The organism is Nakamurella sp. A5-74, from assembly GCF_040438885.1.
Taxonomy (GTDB): Bacteria; Actinomycetota; Actinomycetes; order Mycobacteriales; family Nakamurellaceae; genus Nakamurella.
In genome coordinates, this window is the sequence record NZ_CP159218.1 from 4,195,503 (window position 1) to 4,212,127 (window position 16,625).

Annotated in this window: 18 protein-coding genes and 1 pseudogene; 3 read left to right on the plus strand and 16 right to left on the minus strand. The window is 68.8% G+C overall.

The features are described from left to right. Positions 1 to 97: 97 nt before the first annotated feature. The 4 genes from ABLG96_RS19230 to ABLG96_RS19245 are packed head-to-tail and all read right to left on the minus strand — an operon-like array spanning position 98 to position 4,258. Positions 98 to 1,099 carry a LacI family DNA-binding transcriptional regulator gene (locus ABLG96_RS19230; RefSeq protein ID WP_353648923.1) on the minus strand — a complete coding sequence of 334 codons (1,002 nt, stop codon included), beginning with the start codon at positions 1,097 to 1,099 and terminating at the stop codon, positions 98 to 100. Then, on the minus strand, positions 1,096 to 1,989 hold the full coding sequence (locus tag ABLG96_RS19235; RefSeq protein WP_353648924.1) for a carbohydrate ABC transporter permease: 894 nt from the start codon (positions 1,987 to 1,989) through the stop codon (positions 1,096 to 1,098). Before ABLG96_RS19235 ends, ABLG96_RS19230 begins: the two co-directional genes overlap by 4 nt. Then, on the minus strand, positions 1,986 to 3,161 hold the full coding sequence (locus tag ABLG96_RS19240; RefSeq protein WP_353648925.1) for a sugar ABC transporter permease: 1,176 nt from the start codon (positions 3,159 to 3,161) through the stop codon (positions 1,986 to 1,988). Before ABLG96_RS19240 ends, ABLG96_RS19235 begins: the two co-directional genes overlap by 4 nt. Then, positions 3,158 to 4,258 carry an ABC transporter substrate-binding protein gene (locus tag ABLG96_RS19245; RefSeq protein ID WP_353648926.1) on the minus strand — a complete coding sequence of 367 codons (1,101 nt, stop codon included), beginning with the start codon at positions 4,256 to 4,258 and terminating at the stop codon, positions 3,158 to 3,160. The genes ABLG96_RS19240 and ABLG96_RS19245 overlap by 4 nt, the downstream gene beginning before the upstream one ends. A 380-nt stretch (positions 4,259 to 4,638) precedes the next feature. Between ABLG96_RS19245 and ABLG96_RS19250 the strand changes: the two genes are divergently transcribed. Continuing rightward, a complete protein-coding gene (locus ABLG96_RS19250; RefSeq protein WP_353648927.1) occupies positions 4,639 to 6,699 on the plus strand; it encodes a glycogen debranching N-terminal domain-containing protein in 2,061 nt (686 codons plus the stop codon). Positions 6,700 to 6,900: 201 nt separating this feature from the next. Here ABLG96_RS19250 and ABLG96_RS19255 read toward each other — a convergent pair whose 3' ends face one another. Further along, the gene (locus ABLG96_RS19255; protein WP_353648928.1) at positions 6,901 to 7,767 is read right to left on the minus strand and encodes a helix-turn-helix transcriptional regulator; all 867 of its coding nucleotides are present in this window, start codon (positions 7,765 to 7,767) and stop codon (positions 6,901 to 6,903) included. A gap of 112 nt (positions 7,768 to 7,879) precedes the next feature. Here ABLG96_RS19255 and ABLG96_RS19260 point away from each other — a divergent pair, with 112 nt between their 5' ends. After that, positions 7,880 to 9,346, plus strand: a complete 1,467-nt coding sequence (locus ABLG96_RS19260; protein WP_353648929.1) for an MFS transporter — start codon at positions 7,880 to 7,882, stop codon at positions 9,344 to 9,346. 12 nt (positions 9,347 to 9,358) lie between these two features. Here ABLG96_RS19260 and ABLG96_RS19265 read toward each other — a convergent pair whose 3' ends face one another. From ABLG96_RS19265 to ABLG96_RS19290, 6 genes are all read right to left on the minus strand, one after another. Then, the gene (locus ABLG96_RS19265; RefSeq protein ID WP_353648930.1) at positions 9,359 to 9,649 is read right to left on the minus strand and encodes a DUF2277 domain-containing protein; all 291 of its coding nucleotides are present in this window, start codon (positions 9,647 to 9,649) and stop codon (positions 9,359 to 9,361) included. Positions 9,650 to 9,873: 224 nt separating this feature from the next. Next, a complete protein-coding gene (locus ABLG96_RS19270; protein WP_353648931.1) occupies positions 9,874 to 10,002 on the minus strand; it encodes a hypothetical protein in 129 nt (42 codons plus the stop codon). Positions 10,003 to 10,195: 193 nt separating this feature from the next. Beyond that, positions 10,196 to 11,425 (minus strand): DUF6596 domain-containing protein, encoded by a 1,230-nt coding sequence (locus tag ABLG96_RS19275; protein WP_353648932.1) that lies wholly within the window; start codon positions 11,423 to 11,425, stop codon positions 10,196 to 10,198. Positions 11,426 to 11,428: 3 nt separating this feature from the next. Continuing rightward, positions 11,429 to 11,758, minus strand: coding sequence for a YciI family protein (locus ABLG96_RS19280; protein ID WP_353648933.1), 330 nt, complete (start codon positions 11,756 to 11,758; stop codon positions 11,429 to 11,431). 135 nt (positions 11,759 to 11,893) lie between these two features. Next, complete coding sequence (locus ABLG96_RS19285; RefSeq protein WP_353648934.1) at positions 11,894 to 12,727, minus strand: aldo/keto reductase; 834 nt, start codon at positions 12,725 to 12,727, stop codon at positions 11,894 to 11,896. A gap of 64 nt (positions 12,728 to 12,791) precedes the next feature. Continuing rightward, positions 12,792 to 14,081 carry an adenylosuccinate synthase gene (locus ABLG96_RS19290; protein WP_353648935.1) on the minus strand — a complete coding sequence of 430 codons (1,290 nt, stop codon included), beginning with the start codon at positions 14,079 to 14,081 and terminating at the stop codon, positions 12,792 to 12,794. A gap of 78 nt (positions 14,082 to 14,159) precedes the next feature. Here ABLG96_RS19290 and ABLG96_RS19295 point away from each other — a divergent pair, with 78 nt between their 5' ends. Further along, positions 14,160 to 14,852 (plus strand): hypothetical protein, encoded by a 693-nt coding sequence (locus ABLG96_RS19295; RefSeq protein WP_353648936.1) that lies wholly within the window; start codon positions 14,160 to 14,162, stop codon positions 14,850 to 14,852. A gap of 33 nt (positions 14,853 to 14,885) precedes the next feature. On the opposite strand, the gene ABLG96_RS19300 is transcribed toward ABLG96_RS19295, so the two are convergent. The 5 genes and pseudogenes from ABLG96_RS19300 to ABLG96_RS19320 all read right to left on the minus strand — a co-directional run bounded on the left by ABLG96_RS19300 (position 14,886) and on the right by ABLG96_RS19320 (position 16,625). Continuing rightward, positions 14,886 to 14,972 carry a DUF664 domain-containing protein gene (locus ABLG96_RS19300; RefSeq protein WP_353651592.1) on the minus strand — a complete coding sequence of 29 codons (87 nt, stop codon included), beginning with the start codon at positions 14,970 to 14,972 and terminating at the stop codon, positions 14,886 to 14,888. 74 nt (positions 14,973 to 15,046) lie between these two features. Next, positions 15,047 to 15,448, minus strand: a pseudogene (locus ABLG96_RS19305) (DUF664 domain-containing protein); the annotation flags it as partial. A 67-nt stretch (positions 15,449 to 15,515) separates the two neighbouring features. After that, entirely contained in the window at positions 15,516 to 15,920 is a 405-nt protein-coding gene (locus ABLG96_RS19310; protein WP_353648937.1) for a DUF3151 domain-containing protein, read from the minus strand. 121 nt (positions 15,921 to 16,041) lie between these two features. Next, positions 16,042 to 16,326: a WXG100 family type VII secretion target gene (locus ABLG96_RS19315; protein ID WP_353648938.1), complete on the minus strand. Its 285-nt coding sequence runs from the start codon at positions 16,324 to 16,326 to the stop codon at positions 16,042 to 16,044. Continuing rightward, positions 16,323 to 16,625 carry a WXG100 family type VII secretion target gene (locus ABLG96_RS19320; protein ID WP_353648939.1) on the minus strand — a complete coding sequence of 101 codons (303 nt, stop codon included), beginning with the start codon at positions 16,623 to 16,625 and terminating at the stop codon, positions 16,323 to 16,325. Before ABLG96_RS19320 ends, ABLG96_RS19315 begins: the two co-directional genes overlap by 4 nt.

A 16,625-nucleotide genomic window follows, 5' to 3' on the forward strand; every position in this document is an offset into this window, starting at 1 on the left:
CCGATGCGATCGAGCGCTCCGAACGTCGCTCCGGCGATGTCGGCAGTTTCGACGCCGATCTTGGTGCGGCAGGACCGAGACGCTCCGCCCTGACGCGTCAGCCGGTGGTGCGGACGACCAACCGGGGCGTGAGCAGGGCAGCGCGATCCGCAGTCTGCTCGCCGTGGACAGCAGACAGCAGGATCTTGACGCAGCGTTGGGCCGCCTCGACGAGCGGTTGGGCGACGGAGGTCAACCCGATGACACCGGCCACATCGGTGTCATCGAACCCGATCACCGAGAGGTCCTGACCGGGGCGCAGACCGCGCGCCGAGAGCTCCGCCAGTACCCCGAGAGCCAGTGCGTCGGACACGCAGACCACCGCCGTCGGTACCGGGCCGGCGGCATCGAGCATCGCCGCGGCCGCCCGTCGGCCTTCGGTCAGATCGTTGGCACAGCGGAAGATCCGTTGCTCGGCCAGACCGGCCCGGTGCATCGCGTCGCGCCACCCGGACAGCCGGTCCTCACCGACCCCCGGACCCTCCGGCCAGCCCAGGAAACTGATCAGGGTGTGGCCACCGGCGATCAGGTGCTCAGTGGCGGCCCGGGTACCGGCGGCGCCGTCGACGTCGACCCACAAATCGTCGTCAGCACCCCACGGCCGTCCGAACGCCACATAGGGAATGGCGCCCGCGGTCAGGTGGGATCGGCGGGGATCCTCTGCGTGACTCCCGGTCAACACGAATCCGTCGACGTCCCAACGGCCGACCAGTTCGTCGATGGCCTCGATCTCGGAGGCGTCGTCGTGCGCGGTGTAGAGCATCAGCCGGTTGTCGACGAAATTCGCCGCATCCGTCACCGCATGCAGGAACCGGTCGAGGATGGAAATCCTGTTGGACTGCTCCACCCGCAGCCCGATCACCTGCGACTGTCGGGTCCGCAGCTGACGGGCCACCCGGTTGGGTCGGTAACCGAGCTCGGTGATCACCGCGCGCACCCGGGCGGCCGTCTCGCTGGCGACGAGTTCGGGGTTGTTGATGACGTTGGAGACCGTCTGCCGCGACACGGCGGCACGCTCGGCCACCGAGCCCAACGTCGGCGCTCCCGAACCCTTCCTCATTCCTTGACGGCCCCCTCGAGTGATCCTGCGACGATGCGCTTCTGGAAGTAGATGTACATCAACGCGACCGGGATCGTCATCAGCACCGCAGCCGCCAGCTTCAACGGGAACCGTTGACCGGCACCGAACCCGCCCGTCAGCAGACCGGCGATACCGGTCGTGAGCGTGTTCAGGTCGGGGTCGGAGCGCGAGATCAGGAAGTGCGGCAGCTCGTTCCACGACGACTGGAACGACATGATCGTGATCGTGATGATCGCCGGCCTGGCCACCGGGAGCACCACCGACCAGAAGGTCCGGAACACCCCGGCCCCGTCGATGCGCGCCGCTTCTTCCAGGCTCGGTGGGACCGACTCGAAGAACTGCTTCATGATGAAGATGCCGGCAGCATCGGCCAGCAGCGGGATGATCATGCCGGAGTACGAGTTGTACATCCCGAGCTGGTTGATGATCAGGAACTTCGGGATCAGCAGCACCACACCCGGCACCGCCATCGTCGCAATGATCGCGGCATTGATGAACGTCCGCCCTCGGAAGCGCAAGCGCGCCAACGCATATCCGGCGAGCGAGTCGAAGAACACCCGCCCCGCCGTGACGAAGATGGCGACCACGACGGAGTTGCCGAACCAGCGCGGGAGGTCCTGCTGGAACAGCTGGGTGTACGCGGCCACCGTCCAGTGCGTTGGGAACGGGTTCAACGGCGATGCCGTCGCCTCGGCGTCGAACTTGAAGCTGGTACCGAGCTGGAGAGCAAAGGGATACAGGTAGATGAGCGCGATGAGGACCAGGGCGGTGTACCCGGCGATCCGGCCCACTCGCAGCCGGGTGGCCTCCGGGACGACTGCCGGATGAGAAGGCGTCTGCTCGACAGGACGTTCGGTGGTCGTGGTCATGACATCGGTCCCGACATGTTCGTCGTCGGCAGCGGAGCGACTGCCTTCGGTCCGGTGTACGTGTTGTCGCCCGCCCCGCGGCGTCCGCGGCGCTTCGGCTTGTCCCTGTCCCGCATGACGTACCGCTGGATCGCCGTCATCACCAGGATGATCGCGAACAGGATGAATGCCATTGCCGTACCGGTACCCCACTGCCCGTTGTTGATCGACTGGTCGTAGGCCAGGAACGCGGGCGTCAGTGTCGTCTTGGAGGGGTTGCCCTTGGACATGATGTAGATCTGGTCGAACACCTGCCAGGTGCCGATCAGCCCCAACGTCAGGACGGTGAACAGGGTCGGCTTGATCTGCGGGATGATCACCGAGACGTTGCGGCGCCAGGTGCCCGCCCCGTCGATGGAGGACTGCTCCCACATCTCGGACGGGATGTTCTGCAGCGCGGCCAGGAACAGCAGCATGTACCCCCCGGTCGACACCCAGATCACCAGCATGATGATCGTGGTCATCGCGACGGAGGGCCCGGCCAGCCAGTCCCACCAGCTCAGACTCAGGAAGCCGTGTTCGGTCAGCACCTGCGGGCCTGCGCCCTCCGCACCGTTCCCGATGCCGAACCAGCCCAGGATCATGTGTCCGACCCCGCGCGGGTCGCTGAACCACTGCGGACCCCTGATCCCGAAGAACCCGAGGAAGGCGTTGATACTGCCGCCGCCGGCGAACAGGAACAGGAACACCGAGGCGACGGCCACCGAGCTGGTGACGGACGGGAAGTAGTACGCCGTCCGGAAGAAGCTCAGCCCCTTGAGCCGCCGATTGTTGAGCAGCAGCGCGAGGCCCAGCGCCAGCACGGTCTGGATCGGCACCACGATGATCACGTAGTAGAAGTTGTTGCGCAGCGAGGTGGCGAAATCGCTGCGGGTGAGCGAGTCCTCGCCCAGCAGCTGGGTGTAGTTGTCCAACCCCACGGACGACACGTTCGACCCCAGCGGCGATCCCTTTCCGCTCCAGTCGGACAGGCTGACCCAGAACGCCATCACGATCGGCGCCAGCAGGAACAGCCCCAACAGGATGATCACCGGGGTGACGAACAACCAGCCGGCCCGGTTCTGGCCCACCGTCGTCCCCCCGTGGCGCCGCTTCGACTTCTGCGGCGCCACGGACGAAGTGCTGGTGCTCACTTGAGGACTGCCTCACCGTTCTTCTGCAGCCGCGCCAGGATCGTCGTGGGGTCCGCGTTCGGCAGTCCCTGGAGCTGGGCGTCGAAGTCCTTGAGCACCGGATCCATTCCTGCGACGGTCACCGGACCCTGGGCGTAGGTGGCACCGTCCAGGAAGGCACCGTCGTTCGGGAATGCCTTGCGGTAGGCCGCATCCGCCGACTTGAGCGACGGCATGACACCCAGACCGGACGCGAGCGCCATGGCCGGCGTGTCGGTGGAGAGGTACTTCACCAAATCGATCGCCGCCGCCTGGTTCTTGCTCGCTGCAGCGATGCCGTAGCACTGGGTGAAGGAGAGCGTGCCCTTGCCCTTCGGGCCCTCCGGCAGCTCGACCGCCTGGTACTTGATCTTCGGGTAGTCGGACTTCATGGCGCCCTTGATCCAGTTGCCCTCGATGGTCATGGCGGCCTTGCCGGTACCCAGCGCCTCGCCGCCCCAGCCGGCGTCGACACCCTTCGGGAACGACGCGCTGCCGCTGGACAGCAGCTTGGCGACCTCCTGCAGCGCGGTGACGTTCTCCGGGCTGTTCGCGGTCATCGCGGTCTGGTCGGCGTTGGTGATCCAACCGCCTGACTGCTTCATGAACGCGCCGATCCGGTCACGGGTGTCGCCGATGACGAGGCCCTTGACCTTGCCCTTCGTGAGCGTGGTGGCGACCTTCTCCAGATCGGCCCAGGTCTTCGGGTAGGCGGCATCGGTGAGGCCGGCCGCCGACCAGAGATCGGTGTTGATGACCAGCGCCAGGGTCGAGAAGTCCTTGGGGGCGCAGGTGAACGTCCCGTCGTAGGTGAAGGTGCTCACCAGACCGTCGTAGAAGATGCTCTTGTCGAGCTGGTCGCCGTAGGCATACATGTTGCCCGCCTTGGCATACGTCGGGAACACGTTCGCATCGGTGAAGAAGACGTCCGGCGGGTTGCCGGCTGCGAAGCCCTGGCTCAGCTGCTGGTTGATGTCCGAGGCGGCCACGACCTTGACCGTGTTGCCGGTCTTGGTCTCCCACTCCTTGACGGTGTCCTGCTGGAGCTTGACGTCCGCAGGACCGTTGGAGGTGATCATGAAGTTGAGCGTCACCGGTCCGGCCGAGGACGTCGGTGCGGGCTGCGAGCTCCCGCCGGCGCTACCGGCCCCCGAAGTGCCACCCCCGCCACCGGCTGCCGGAGCGCTCGTTCCCGAGTCGAAGCTCGAGCCGCCACACGCGCTCAGGACCAGGACTCCGCCGAGTGCGGCGCCCGTGAGCGCCACCCTGGTTCGAGCAGTCTTGTGAGCATTCCGCCGTATGGACATCCGCGCCTCCGTTGGCTTGTAACGATCCAATTCAGCCCCGCTGGCGTTTGGATCGATCAAAAGGGAGGGCCTAGTGTCAGCGGCGTCACACGTCGCTGTCAAGCCGGGACCCCGGTCTCTTCCAGCGATCACGCCGACGACGATGGGGACCCATGGTGGAACACAGCGCTGCGACCCGCGTCGTCAACCTGCAGCCGGCCCTGCACGAGTTGGTGACCGTGCTCGCTGCTCCCGTCACGGCGCTCTCCGCGACCTCGGGGGACATCACCGGCGAGGGTGCAACCGGCGTGTTCGCCGCGGACCTGCGGGTGTTGTCGCGATCCCTGTTGACAGTGGACGGACGGTCGCCCGAACCGGTGGCCCACCACCTCGACGGTGCGCACTGCGTCGAGTTCCTCGGGGTGTGCCGCGGTCTCGGTGATCCGGGGCCGGACCCGACCGTGTGGCTGCGCCGGCGACGCACGGCCCTGCGGGACGGACTCCGGGAGGAGATCCTCGTCGAGAACGTCGGAGCTGGGATGCTCGAGATCCTGTTGGAACTCGAGTTCGCCGCCGATCTGGCACCGATCGAGACCGTGAAGCTGGGGGGAGCTGGCCCGGCCGGCGAGCACGAGACCGGGTTTCGGGTCGACGCCGGCATCGCGGTCGCCGAGCTGGCGGATGTCCGGATCCGGATCCGCGCTGAGGGCAACGCCGAAGCCACCGCCGACATGCTGCGGTGGAGCCTGCAGATCCCCTCCAGGGCAACAGCTTCGGTCGGATGGACGTTGACCGTGCAGGATCCGGGGGCGGTGATGGGGCCGGCCACCCGGCTCGGCCTGCAGAATCCCGTCGTCGTCGCGGACGACGCACGGCTCGGGCGCATCGTCGCCCGGTCCGTCGCCGATCTCACCGCGCTGGCCGCTGCGACCGTCGAAGCGCCGGCCGACACCGTACTGACCGCCGGTTCTCCTTGGTATCTCACCCTTTTCGGGCGCGACTCGCTGTGGTCGGCGCGGATGACATTGCCGCTGGGCCTCGGTCCGGCCCGAGGAACTTTGCGCACGCTGGCCGCTCGTCAGGGCACACGGGTCGATCCGCGGACGGCAGAGCAGCCCGGCAAGATCCTGCACGAGCTGCGCCGCTCCGCCTTCCAGGCCGTCGACGCGTTCCTGCCGCCGGTCTACTACGGGACGGTGGATGCGACCCCGCTGTGGATCTGCCTGCTCCGGGATGCCTGGAAGTGGGGGCTGACCTCCGCCGAGGTGAGGCCACTGCTCGACCCGCTCGAGCGCGCGCTGGGCTGGATCCGCGACCACGGGGACGCCGACGGCGACGGATTCCTCGAGTACGTCGACGAAGCAGGCGGGCTCACCAACCAGGGCTGGAAGGATTCCGGCGACTCGGTGCGGTTCGCCGACGGGACGATCGCCACCGGCCCGGTCGCGCTCGCCGAGGTCCAGGGTTACTCGTACGAGGCGATGCTCGCCGGCGCCGAGCTGCTGGCGGCCTTCGGCCGACCAGGTGCGGTCGAGTGGCGCCGCCGGGCTGCGGACCTGCGCGCGAACTTCCGGGCTCACTTCTGGACCGAGGACGAGCTCGGACCGTTCCCTGTCCTCGCGCTGGACGGCGCCAAACGAAAGGTCGACTCCCCGGCTTCCAACATGGGTCATCTGCTGGGTACCGGCATCCTGGATCCCGACGAGGCCGCCGTGATCGCCGCCCGGCTGGTGCATCCGTCGATGAACAGCGGCTTCGGACTGCGCACCATGTCCACCACCGCGGGCGGGTACTCACCGCTGTCGTACCACTGCGGGACGGTGTGGCCGCACGACACCGCGATCGCCATCCTCGGCCTGGTGCGCGAAGGCTGCACCGAACAGGCCGCCGAGCTCGCCCGCGGACTGCTGACCGCCGCGGACGCCTTCGACGGTCGGCTCCCCGAACTGTTCGGCGGCTTCGGGATCGACGACACCCCTGCCCCGGTGCCCTACCCGGCCTCGTGCCGGCCGCAGGCTTGGGCGGCTGCCGCCTCGGTGGTGCTGCTGCAGGCGTTCCTCGGGCTCACCGCGGATGTCCCGGCGGGCACCGTCACGCTCACTCCGGCGCCGCTCATCGGTGGATTCTCCGTCGATGGGCTGGAGATCGCCGGCCAACCCTGGTCCGTCCGCGTCGATCGCTCCGGCGTCGCCGAGGCGAGCCCCCTGGCCGGGATCGAGATCCGCGGCCTCTGACCTGACGGGTCTTCACTCCCTCTTCGCTCGACCGACGAACGGTGGCGCAGGGGGTCGGATGACGATCAGCAGCTGGGGGCCGCGGATGAGGGCGATGCGCAGCCCTCTGCAGCGCCAGACGCGCCGGTGAGCCTGCGAACCGGCGCGTCCAGCGAAGCCTGCGGAGCGGCGCCCTCATCCGCGGCCCCCAACTCCCAGGCACTAACCGGCGAGGGCCACTGCAGAGTCCGGGATGTCGGCGGTCCGCTCGGCGAGCTGCTGGAGCCGCTGGGCCGTCACCTCGTCGGTCGGCGTCATGGTCGTCATCCGAGTGCCGGACTGCTGGTCGACGTAGGTCCAGACGAAGTTGAGCTGCAGCAGTCCCACCCGCGTCGACTGCAGCCGCTTCACCTCGTAGTTGTGCACCAGCACATCGTGGCGGCTCCACAGATCGGCGAACTGCGCCGAGCGGGAGCAGAGTTCGTCGACCAACGCGACGATGCCCGGATCGTTGAGCCGCCGGGCAGCGGTCGCGCGGAACTTGGCCACCATCCGGCCGGCGACGATGTCCGGATCCAGGTATCCGGCACGCCAGGCGTCGTTCAGGAAGAACAGCTTCATGCAGTTGCGATCCCCGACCGGATGGGCGTCGAAGTCGTCGATCAGGAATCGATAGGCCCGGTTGTAGGCGAGTACCGAGTACGCGTGGTCCTGGATCACTGCCGGATAGGGATCCAGCTTGTCGAGTACCGGTTGGAAGGCAGTCCGCAGATCGGCGACGTCCGCGGCCGTCGGGTCAACAGCGCCCCGCGACGGCAATCCGGCCAGGTCCCAGACGTGGGCGTACTCGGCCTCGGTGAGTTGCAGTGTCCGGCAGATCGACTGCAGCACCTGCGCGCTGGCGTTGATCGACCGGCCCTGCTCGAGCCAGGTGTACCAGGTGACACCCACCCCGGCCAGCGTCGCAACCTCTTCGCGCCGCAGGCCCGGTGTGCGGCGGCGGCCGCTGAGCGGCAGCCCCGCCTGCTCGGGAGTGACCCGCTCGCGACGGCTGCGCAGGAAGTCGCCGAGTTCACGTCGTGCGTCCATGACTCCACCCTCCCCCATTCCCTGGCGCGTACCCACCCGCCAGCCGGGTACAGGTGATACCAGGATAACCAGGCTCTCACCACCAGGATCCGGCACCGGTCAGAGTGGTTGCATGACCGCACTCCTGACCCCGCGCGACGGGACCGCCACTCCTGTGACCCCGTCCGGCACGCCACCGACCTTGAGCACCGCTGGCCTGCTGACAGCTCTCTCGGCATTGCTCATGTCGGTGTTGTCGTTCTCGGCAACCAGCGTCGGTCTGCATGACATCGGCCTGGCGCTCGGCGCCAGCCCGGCCTCCCAGTCGCTGGTGATGGCCGCCTACTCCGTCGGGTTCGCCACCCTCATGGTCGTCGGCGGACGGCTGGGGGATCTCTACGGTCGACGGTTGCTGTTCCTGATCGGGATGATCGCCTTCACCCTGACCTCGGTGCTGGCCACCATGTCGCCGGACGTCGGTGTGCTCATCGCCGCCCGGGCCGCCATGGGCCTCTCGGCCGCCATGATGGTGCCGCAGGTGCTGGCCACCATCACTGCCGCCACCTCCGGTACGGCCAGGTCGCGGGCCGTCGCCCTCTTCGGCGCGACGGCCGGCGGCGGCACGGCGCTCGGTCAGGTCCTGGGCGGGTTGCTGTTGTCGGGCAACGTCTTCGGCCTCGGCTGGCGCGCGGTGTTCGCCTTCGCGATCCCGTTCGGGGTGGTCGCCACCCTGGCCGCACTGCGCTGGATGCCGGAAACCCGGCAGCCGGGTCACCGTCATCTGGACCTGGTCGGCACCGCACTGCTCGGCATCTCGCTGGTGACGCTGATGCTGCCGCTCGCCGAAGGCAGCGCGCTCGGCTGGCCGTGGTGGTGCTGGGTGAGCCTGGCCGCATCAGGAGTGTTCGGCTGGGAATTCTGGCGGACCCAGCAGCGACTGCACCGCGCCGGCACCCCGCCGCTGGTACCACCGCCGCTGCTGCGGCTGCGAAGCTACCGGCTGGGGCTGGTGCTCGCGCTGATCCTGATGTCCGGCTACGGCGCCTTCACCTACGAGTACACCCTCGTCACCCAGACCGGGTTGGGCTGGCTGCCGCTGCATGCCGCCCTGGTGACGCTCCCCTTCGCGCTGGTGTTCCTGACAGTCTCGATCGCTTCCGGGCGGTTGGTGCCGCGGTTCGGCGGTCGGCGCATCCTCGCTATCGGTGGTCTGGTGCAGCTCGTCGGGCTGGTCGCGATAGCACTCGTGTCGCTCATCGAGGCGGGCGGTCTGGGCTCGATCTCGTTGGGCGCCACCATGTTCGTGATGGGGATCGGACAGGCGATGATGCTCGGCCCACTGGTCGGCGTCATCCTGGCGCAGGTGCCCGCGTCGTCCGCCGGGGCCGGGTCGGGGGTGTTCACCACCGTCCAACAGGGTTCACTGGCCCTGGGCGTCGCCGCACTCGGCGCGGTGTTCGTCGCCGTCGCGCAGCCCGGGTCCGGTGCGGTGCAACCATCGCACTTCACCGTTGCGTTCGCGGTCTGCCTCGGGATCCAGGCGCTGGGTTCGATCGTCTTCACCGTCACCGCGCTCCGGCTCCCGCGCTCCGACGCCTGAACGGCGTCGGAGTCAGCCGGCAACCGTTGCGGGCCGCTCGCCGAACCGCTTGATCGAGCGCTCCTTGGCCTTGGTCGCTTCCACCTCGCGGTCCTTCGGCGGGGTGGAGGTGACCAGGTCCTCGAGCAGATGCCCGGTGAGGTGGGCGATCTCGGACACCGCGTGGTCGAAGGCCTCCTGGTTCGCGGCCGACGGCTTGTTCATGCCGCTGATCTTGCGGACGTACTGCAGCGCGGCAGCCTGGACCTCGTCCGATGTGGCGTGCGGCTCGAAGTTGTGCAAGGGGCGAATGTTTCGACACATGCGTCCACTGTGGCACTGCGCGACGGTCCCGTCACCCCTGTCCTCCGCAACCGTGCGGAACCGGCCACGGTCAAGCTCAGGAGAACCGGCTCGAACACGACGCTCGGGCGCACCCGCCGCCGAGTGGGCGCGCCGGGCCCGGGATCTGCAATCGCGCATCGCGACAACCGACATCGGCGACATCCCCGGACCGGCCCGCCAGATCGACGAGCTGCAGGCGGAGCTCAGTCGGGGTCGATGGTCGTCAGCGACCACCCCACGCCGGTAGGTCCGCGCGGTCGGCGCACCACGGCCAGATCCACGTCGCACCGCAGGCCCGGCACGTCCAGGTGCGGTGCGGGTGGCCGGTGCACCGGATGCACGGTTCGGAGCCGACCAGGCAGCGCCCGGCGCCGAGGCCGTGGCCGTTCGGGCACCGCAGCGGAGTCAGCTCTATCAACTCGCCGCGCCGGCCACGGCGGTAGTGCGACGGGGGATGACCTCGCTGATCGTCACCGCCCGCCATGAGATCTTTCTAGCACACACGTTCGATTCTGCCGCCGGCGGTCAGCGTCCGAGTTCGTTCCGCCGGCCGGACAGGTGTGCGATCTGGGTCGGGTTGTCCGACAGCTCGATGGCGCGGTCGTAGGCAACCCGCGACAGCTCCTGGTGACCCAGCCGACGCAACAGATCCGCGCGGGTGGCGTGGAAGGGGTGATAGGCGGCGAGCACCGGCTCGAGCCGGTCGACGACGGCCAGCGCCACCTGGGGACCGTCCCTCTCGGCGACCGCGACCGCCCGGTTGAGCTCGACGATCGGGGACTTCTCGAGCCGTACCAGCTGGTCGTACAGCGCCACGATCTGGGACCAGTCGGTGTCCTGGAAGGTCCCAGCGGAGGTGTGCACGGCGTTGATCGCGGCCAGCACCTGGTACCGCCCGGGCGCCTCTCCGGTGGCCAACCGTTCCCGGACCAACCGGTGACCTTCGGCGATCAGTTCGGCGTCCCACGAGCTCCTGTCCTGGTGTGCCAGGGTGACCAGCGCGCCGTCGGCAGTCAGCCGCGCGGTGCGCCGGGAGTCCGTCAGGAGCATCAGCGCCAGCAGCCCGGCGACCTCGCCGTCCGTCGGCAGCAGCGAGCGAACCAGCCGGACGAGCCGGACGGCCTCGGCGGTCAGCTCGCGGCGGATCGGATCAGTACCGGCACCGCTGGCCAGATATCCCTCGTTGAACACCAGGTACAGCACGGACAGCACGCCGGCCACCCGCTCCGGGAGATCCTCGGCGCCCGGCACCCGGTACGGAATGCCGGCCGCCCTGATCTTGACCTTGGCGCGGGTGATCCTGCGGCCCATGGCATCCTCCTGAACCAGGAAGGCGCGGGCTATCTCGGGCACCGTGAGGCCACCGACCATCCGCAGCGTCAGGGCGACGCGCGTCTGCGGCGCCAGCGCCGGATGACAGCAGGTGAAGATCAGCCGCAGCCGGTCGTCGTCGACGACGCCGGCCGGCTCGGGATGTCCGGTGTCATTCACCTCCCGCGCCTGCCTCTCCTTGGCCGGGCGCGCACTGTCGCGCCGGATTCGATCGATGGCACTATGAGCGCCGGTGGTCGTCAACCAGGCACCGGGGCTGGGTGGCACACCATCCTCAGGCCAGCGGGCGAGGGCAACCGCGAACGCCTCGGCGGCCGCCTCCTCGGCGATGTGCAGGTCACCGAAGCGCCGAGCGAGCGCAGCAACCACCCGCGCCCACTCCTGCCGGTGGACCCGGGCGATCACCTGCTGCACGTCCGTCATCCGTCACTCACCCAGCAACGGACGCACTTCCACCTTGCGATTGCAGTGCAGGGATGCCTCGGTGGCCAGCGCGAGCGCCACATCGAGGTCCGGCGCCTGGATGATCCAGAAACCGGCCATGAGCTCCTTGGTCTCCACGAACGGTCCGTCCGTCACGAGCCCGGCGGAGTCCCGGTTGTCGATCGTGGTGGCGGTGTCGGGTCCGCCCAGACCGGCGGCGAACACCCAGTGGCCCTGCGCCTGCAGCCGCTCGTTGAAGACATCGATCGCAGCCATCTCCTCGGGGGTCCCCGAGTTGGCTCGGTCGTCGATCACGCTGAACAGGTAGTGCATGGCGCATCTCCTCGCGGTCGGGGCCGCCCCGCTGGGCCGCCACTCACCAGTACCACGAACGAGGATCTCCGGATCCGACATCCCGCACGGAGGAATCTCGCCGCAGTCGCCGACGCACCGGACCGGTCGGGCCGATCAGGCAGTCGGGTCGTCCATCGCGTCGAGCGTGGCGATGTCGTCCACCGAGATCTCGAAGTCGACGTCGGCGTTCTCGACGATCCGGGACGGGGTGGTCGTCTTCGGCAGCGGCAGCAGACCCTTGTCGAGCACGTACCGGATCGACAACTGCGCGACGCTCCTGCCGTACTTCCGGGCGAGCGCCTGCAGCTCCGCGTTCTCCAGCAGACCGCCGGTGGCCAGCGGCGAGTACGCCTCGACTAGGATCTCGTGCTCGGCGCAGAACGCGGTGACCTCGGGCTGGGTGTGGCCGATGAAGTAACGGATCTGGTTGGCGTGCGGGACCACGTCAGTGGCCTCGATCAGCGACTCCAGGTCGGGAACTTGAAAGTTCGAGACGCCGATCGACCGCACGGCGCCGGAGCCGTAGAGCTCCTCGAAGACCTTCCAGACGGCGATGTTGCCCTCGCGGCAGTCCTTGCCGATCTCCGTCCACGGCCACGGCGCGTGGATCAGGTACAGGTCGATCGCACCCAGATCCAGGTCACCCGTGGTCCTGGCGAACCGCGCGCGGGCCTCGTCGGCGTCCTTGATCTCGGCCGGCAGTTTGGTGGTCACGAAGATCTCGTCGCGCGGGATGCCACTGTCACGGACCGCTCGCCCGACGCTCTCCTCGTTGCCGTAGGCCTGCGCGGTGTCGATGTGCCGGTAGCCGGCCGCGAGCGCGGCGGCCACCGAGTCGTACGTCTCGGGACCGTCCGGGATCTGCCAGGTACCGAAGCCGACCTGCGGGATCTCCACCCCGTTCGACAGGGTGAAGCGGTCGGTCAGGGCATTCGGAAAAGTGGGCATGTCAGATCCTCCGTGATCAGTGATGGGCGTCGGCTGTCCTGCCGGTGCCCGAATCCGGCCGGGCTCACGCCAGCAGGTCGTTGAGGACGATCGTCTGGTCGCGACCGGGGCCGACGCCGATCGCCGAGATCCGCGATCCGGACAGCTCCTCCACGCGCTTGACGTACGACTGCGCGTTCGCCGGCAGCTCGTCGAAGGAGCGGCAGGCAGTGATGTCCTCGAACCATCCTGGGTGGTACTCGTACACGGGCTGGGCGTGGTGGAAACCGGTCTGGGTGAGCGGCATCTCCTCGACCCGTTCGCCGTCGACGTCGTACCCGATGCAGATCGGCACCTGCTCCAGCGATGAGAGCACGTCGAGCTTGGTCAGGAAGTAGTCGGTGATCCCGTTGACCCTGGCGGCGTAGCGGGCGATGACGGCGTCGAACCAGCCGCACCGGCGATCGCGGCCGGTGTTGACGCCGACCTCACCGCCGGTCTTGCGGAGGTACTCGCCCCACTGGTCGTGCAACTCGGTCGGGAACGGGCCGGAGCCGACCCGGGTGGTGTACGCCTTCAGGATGCCCATCACCGCGGTGATCCGGGTGGCGCCCAGTCCGGCGCCGACAGCCGCGCCGCCGGAGGTCGGGTTGGAGGATGTGACGAACGGATACGTGCCGTGGTCGACGTCCAGCAGCGTGCCCTGGCTGCCCTCCATCAGGACGTGCTCGCCGCGGGTGATCGCCTGGTCGAGCAGCAGGCGGGTGTCGGCGATCCGATGCGCGAACTGCTCGCCCTGGGCAAGCACCTCGTCGACCACCTTCTGTGGATCCAGGGCCTTGCGGTTGTAGACCTTGACCAGGATCTGGTTCTTCAGCTCGAGCGCCGATTCGACCTTCTGCTGCAGGATCGAGGGATCCAGCAGGTCCTGCACCCGGACGCCCATCCGGGCGACCTTGTCCTGGTAGGCGGGTCCGATCCCCCGCCCGGTGGTGCCGATCTTGGCCTTGCCGAGGTAGCGCTCGGTGACCCGATCCATCGCAATGTGGTACGGCATCACGAGGTGGGCGTCGGCGCTGATCACCAGGCCGCTGGTGTCGACGCCGCGGGACTCGAGTTCGCCCAGTTCGGACAACAGCGCCTCGGGGTTGATCACCACGCCGTTGCCGATCACGTTCGTGATGCCGGGTGTCAGGATGCCCGAAGGGATGAGCCGGATGGCGAACTTCTGCCCGTCGGGCAGCACGACGGTGTGGCCGGCGTTGTTGCCGCCCTGGTAGCGGACGACCCACTTCACCCGCTCCCCGTACAGGTCGGTGGCCTTGCCCTTGCCCTCGTCGCCCCACTGGGCGCCGATGAGGACGACGACACTCATGGCACACTCCCCTTCCGGGAATCGATTCCTCGCGAGCGGTCGGGATTTCTCGACCGGTAGAAGGGTAGCCGCGCACCGATGAGCCACTGGGACGAGGCCACTGCACTGACGGTTCTGTGCTGCGTGCCCGAAGGTGCGATGGCGCCGATCGCGCCGCTGCTGGCCGAACTCGTCGCCGCGGACACCGTGCACGATGTCGGGCCGCGGCCGGGCCGGGAGATCGATGCGCTGCTGGTCGGCCGGGTGCTGGTGATCGGTGACGACGCCGACCTGGCGGCAGTGGTCGTGCGGTTGATCCGCAAGGAGCTGCTCGGCGCCGTGGAGGTGGCGTACGCCACCGTCGGGCCGAGCGTGGTGGCGCAGCGGTGGTCGCTGCCGGTCGGTCCACGCGCGATCCGTCTCGCCCGCCTCGGCGATCCCGATCTGACCCCGCTGGTGCGCGACGATGCCGGCGGGGTGCTGATCGGCGAGGCCTCACTGGGCCCGATCCTGGGCACGGTCTACCTGGACGAGCACAAGCTGGTCGCCGGAGGGTGTCGGGCGCTGGTCATCGAGCCCGACGCCGCCCAGGGCCTGCGAGTGACGGTGCTGTACAAGAAGTTCGGCCTGATCGGGCGCCGTCCCGTGATCCGCGAGGGCCGCGCCATCCAGATCGGTACCGCCGCAGCACAGCTGGTCGCCGACGGCTGGAGCCGGGGCCGGCCGGTGGAGCGGTGGACCTACTACGCCCACACGTCGCCCCTGCGACTGATCCGCGGCGCGGTCGACTGATCGCTGCGTTCCGACCTGTCCGGAGCCCGCGCCTCAGCCCATCGACTTCTTACCGTCGATGGCCTCGCGGATGATGTCGGCGTGACCCGAGTGCTGGGCGAGCTCCGAGACCATGCCCATGAACACCCGACGGTGCTCCGCACGGCGCCGGGCGGGAACCACGGCGCCGCAGGCAGCGGGTGTGCCTCGTCCAGGTCGACGGTGCGGACCAGCGCATCGGTGCGCTCGGCGACCGCCTGGTAGGCGGCGACAGTTCCGGCCACTGACTCGTTCTCGAGCAGGGTGAAACTGTCGGACCTGGCGGCCCAGTCGGCCTCGGTCATCTCGTCGAAGCCACGGGACATCGAGCCCGCCGTTCCCTCGACGAAGTCCATCCAGCTGTTCTCGGTGTCGATGAGGTGCTTGATCACCCCGCCGAGGGTCAACTCGCTGACGGTGCTGCGATGCCGCGCCTGCTCGTCGCTGATGCCCTCAACGGTGCTCAACAGCAGCCACCGCTGGAACCCCAGGATGTCGAGCAGATCCGCCCGATCCTGCTCGGGCGACGCGCCCCCGAACGTTGCACTGGTGTGTTCGGTGCCCGCTGAATCCGACATCGGTCCTCCAAAGGTGAGCGTGGTCGCGTGCGCTCAATCTAGGACCGAGGACCGACAGTGCGACCGGTCAGGGCAGCAGGTCGGTGGGGATCTCCGGGTCCGCGTCCAGCAGCAGTGCGCGGATCCGGGTCACCTCGGCGTCCTCCTCGAACAACGTGGCAGCCTGGCCGAGCGCCGAGATCGCCCGCAGGATGCCGCGGTTCGGTTCGTGGCTCCACGGCACCAGGCCTGCACCCTTCCAGCCGTTGCGCCGCAACGAGTCCAGGCCGCGGTGGTAGCCGGTGCGGGCGTAGGCGTAGCCGGCAACGTCGTCACCTGCGTCGAGGGCCGTCTCGGCGAGGACGGCCCAGACCAGGCTGGACGTGGGGTTCGCGCGGGCGACATCTGCCGGGTTCTCGCCGGCCGCCAGCGCTGCGGCCGCCGGGTCCTCGGGCAGACGGATCGGATCGGGGCCCAGCAGGTTGTGCATCATCCGTCCATCCTGCTCGGCCCACCCCGCGCCACGGTCACCGGGACCCGGGCCCCGGGCCCCGGGCCCCGGGCCCCGATCATCATCAGGTGCTGCCTGCAGCTCCGCCGCCGCCGGGTGGGCGTCATCCGAACTGCGCGGCGAGCGCGGCGTCCAGGCTGCGGTAGTGCTCGCCGGCCGACCGCACCGCCTGGGCAAGGGATTGCAGGGTCCGCTGCCTGTCGTCCGCGGCGGCGTTCCACCGGGTGAACAGTGCCCGATAGCGCACCAGGGTCTCTGCATCCATGTCTGCAGTGCTCCCGACGACCTTCTGCAACTCGGCCAGGTGTTGTTCGATACGGCGCCAACTGGCCACCAGCGCATCCGCGCCGCCGGCCATCGCGGCGTAGTTCACCGAGATCGCCGTCATCGGTGTGCACCACCCATCGCGCCGGCCAGCGCGGCCTCGGCCGCTGCCATCCGCTGTGCGCTTCCGGTGAGTGCCGTGCTCTGACCGAGCAGCGCATCCTTCATCGCCGCGACCTGCTCGAGGTGGGCGAGCATGGCGGCGGCGAACCGTGGCGCCGCCTCGGTGGACCGCCAGCCCGCCTGGATCTGCTCCAGCGTGCGATGCATGGCCTGGATCTCGGCCCCGAGCGCGGCCGCTCCCCGACCGACCTCCGACCCTGCGGCGGCCACCCGCTGCGTCTCGACCACGAACCCGTTCAT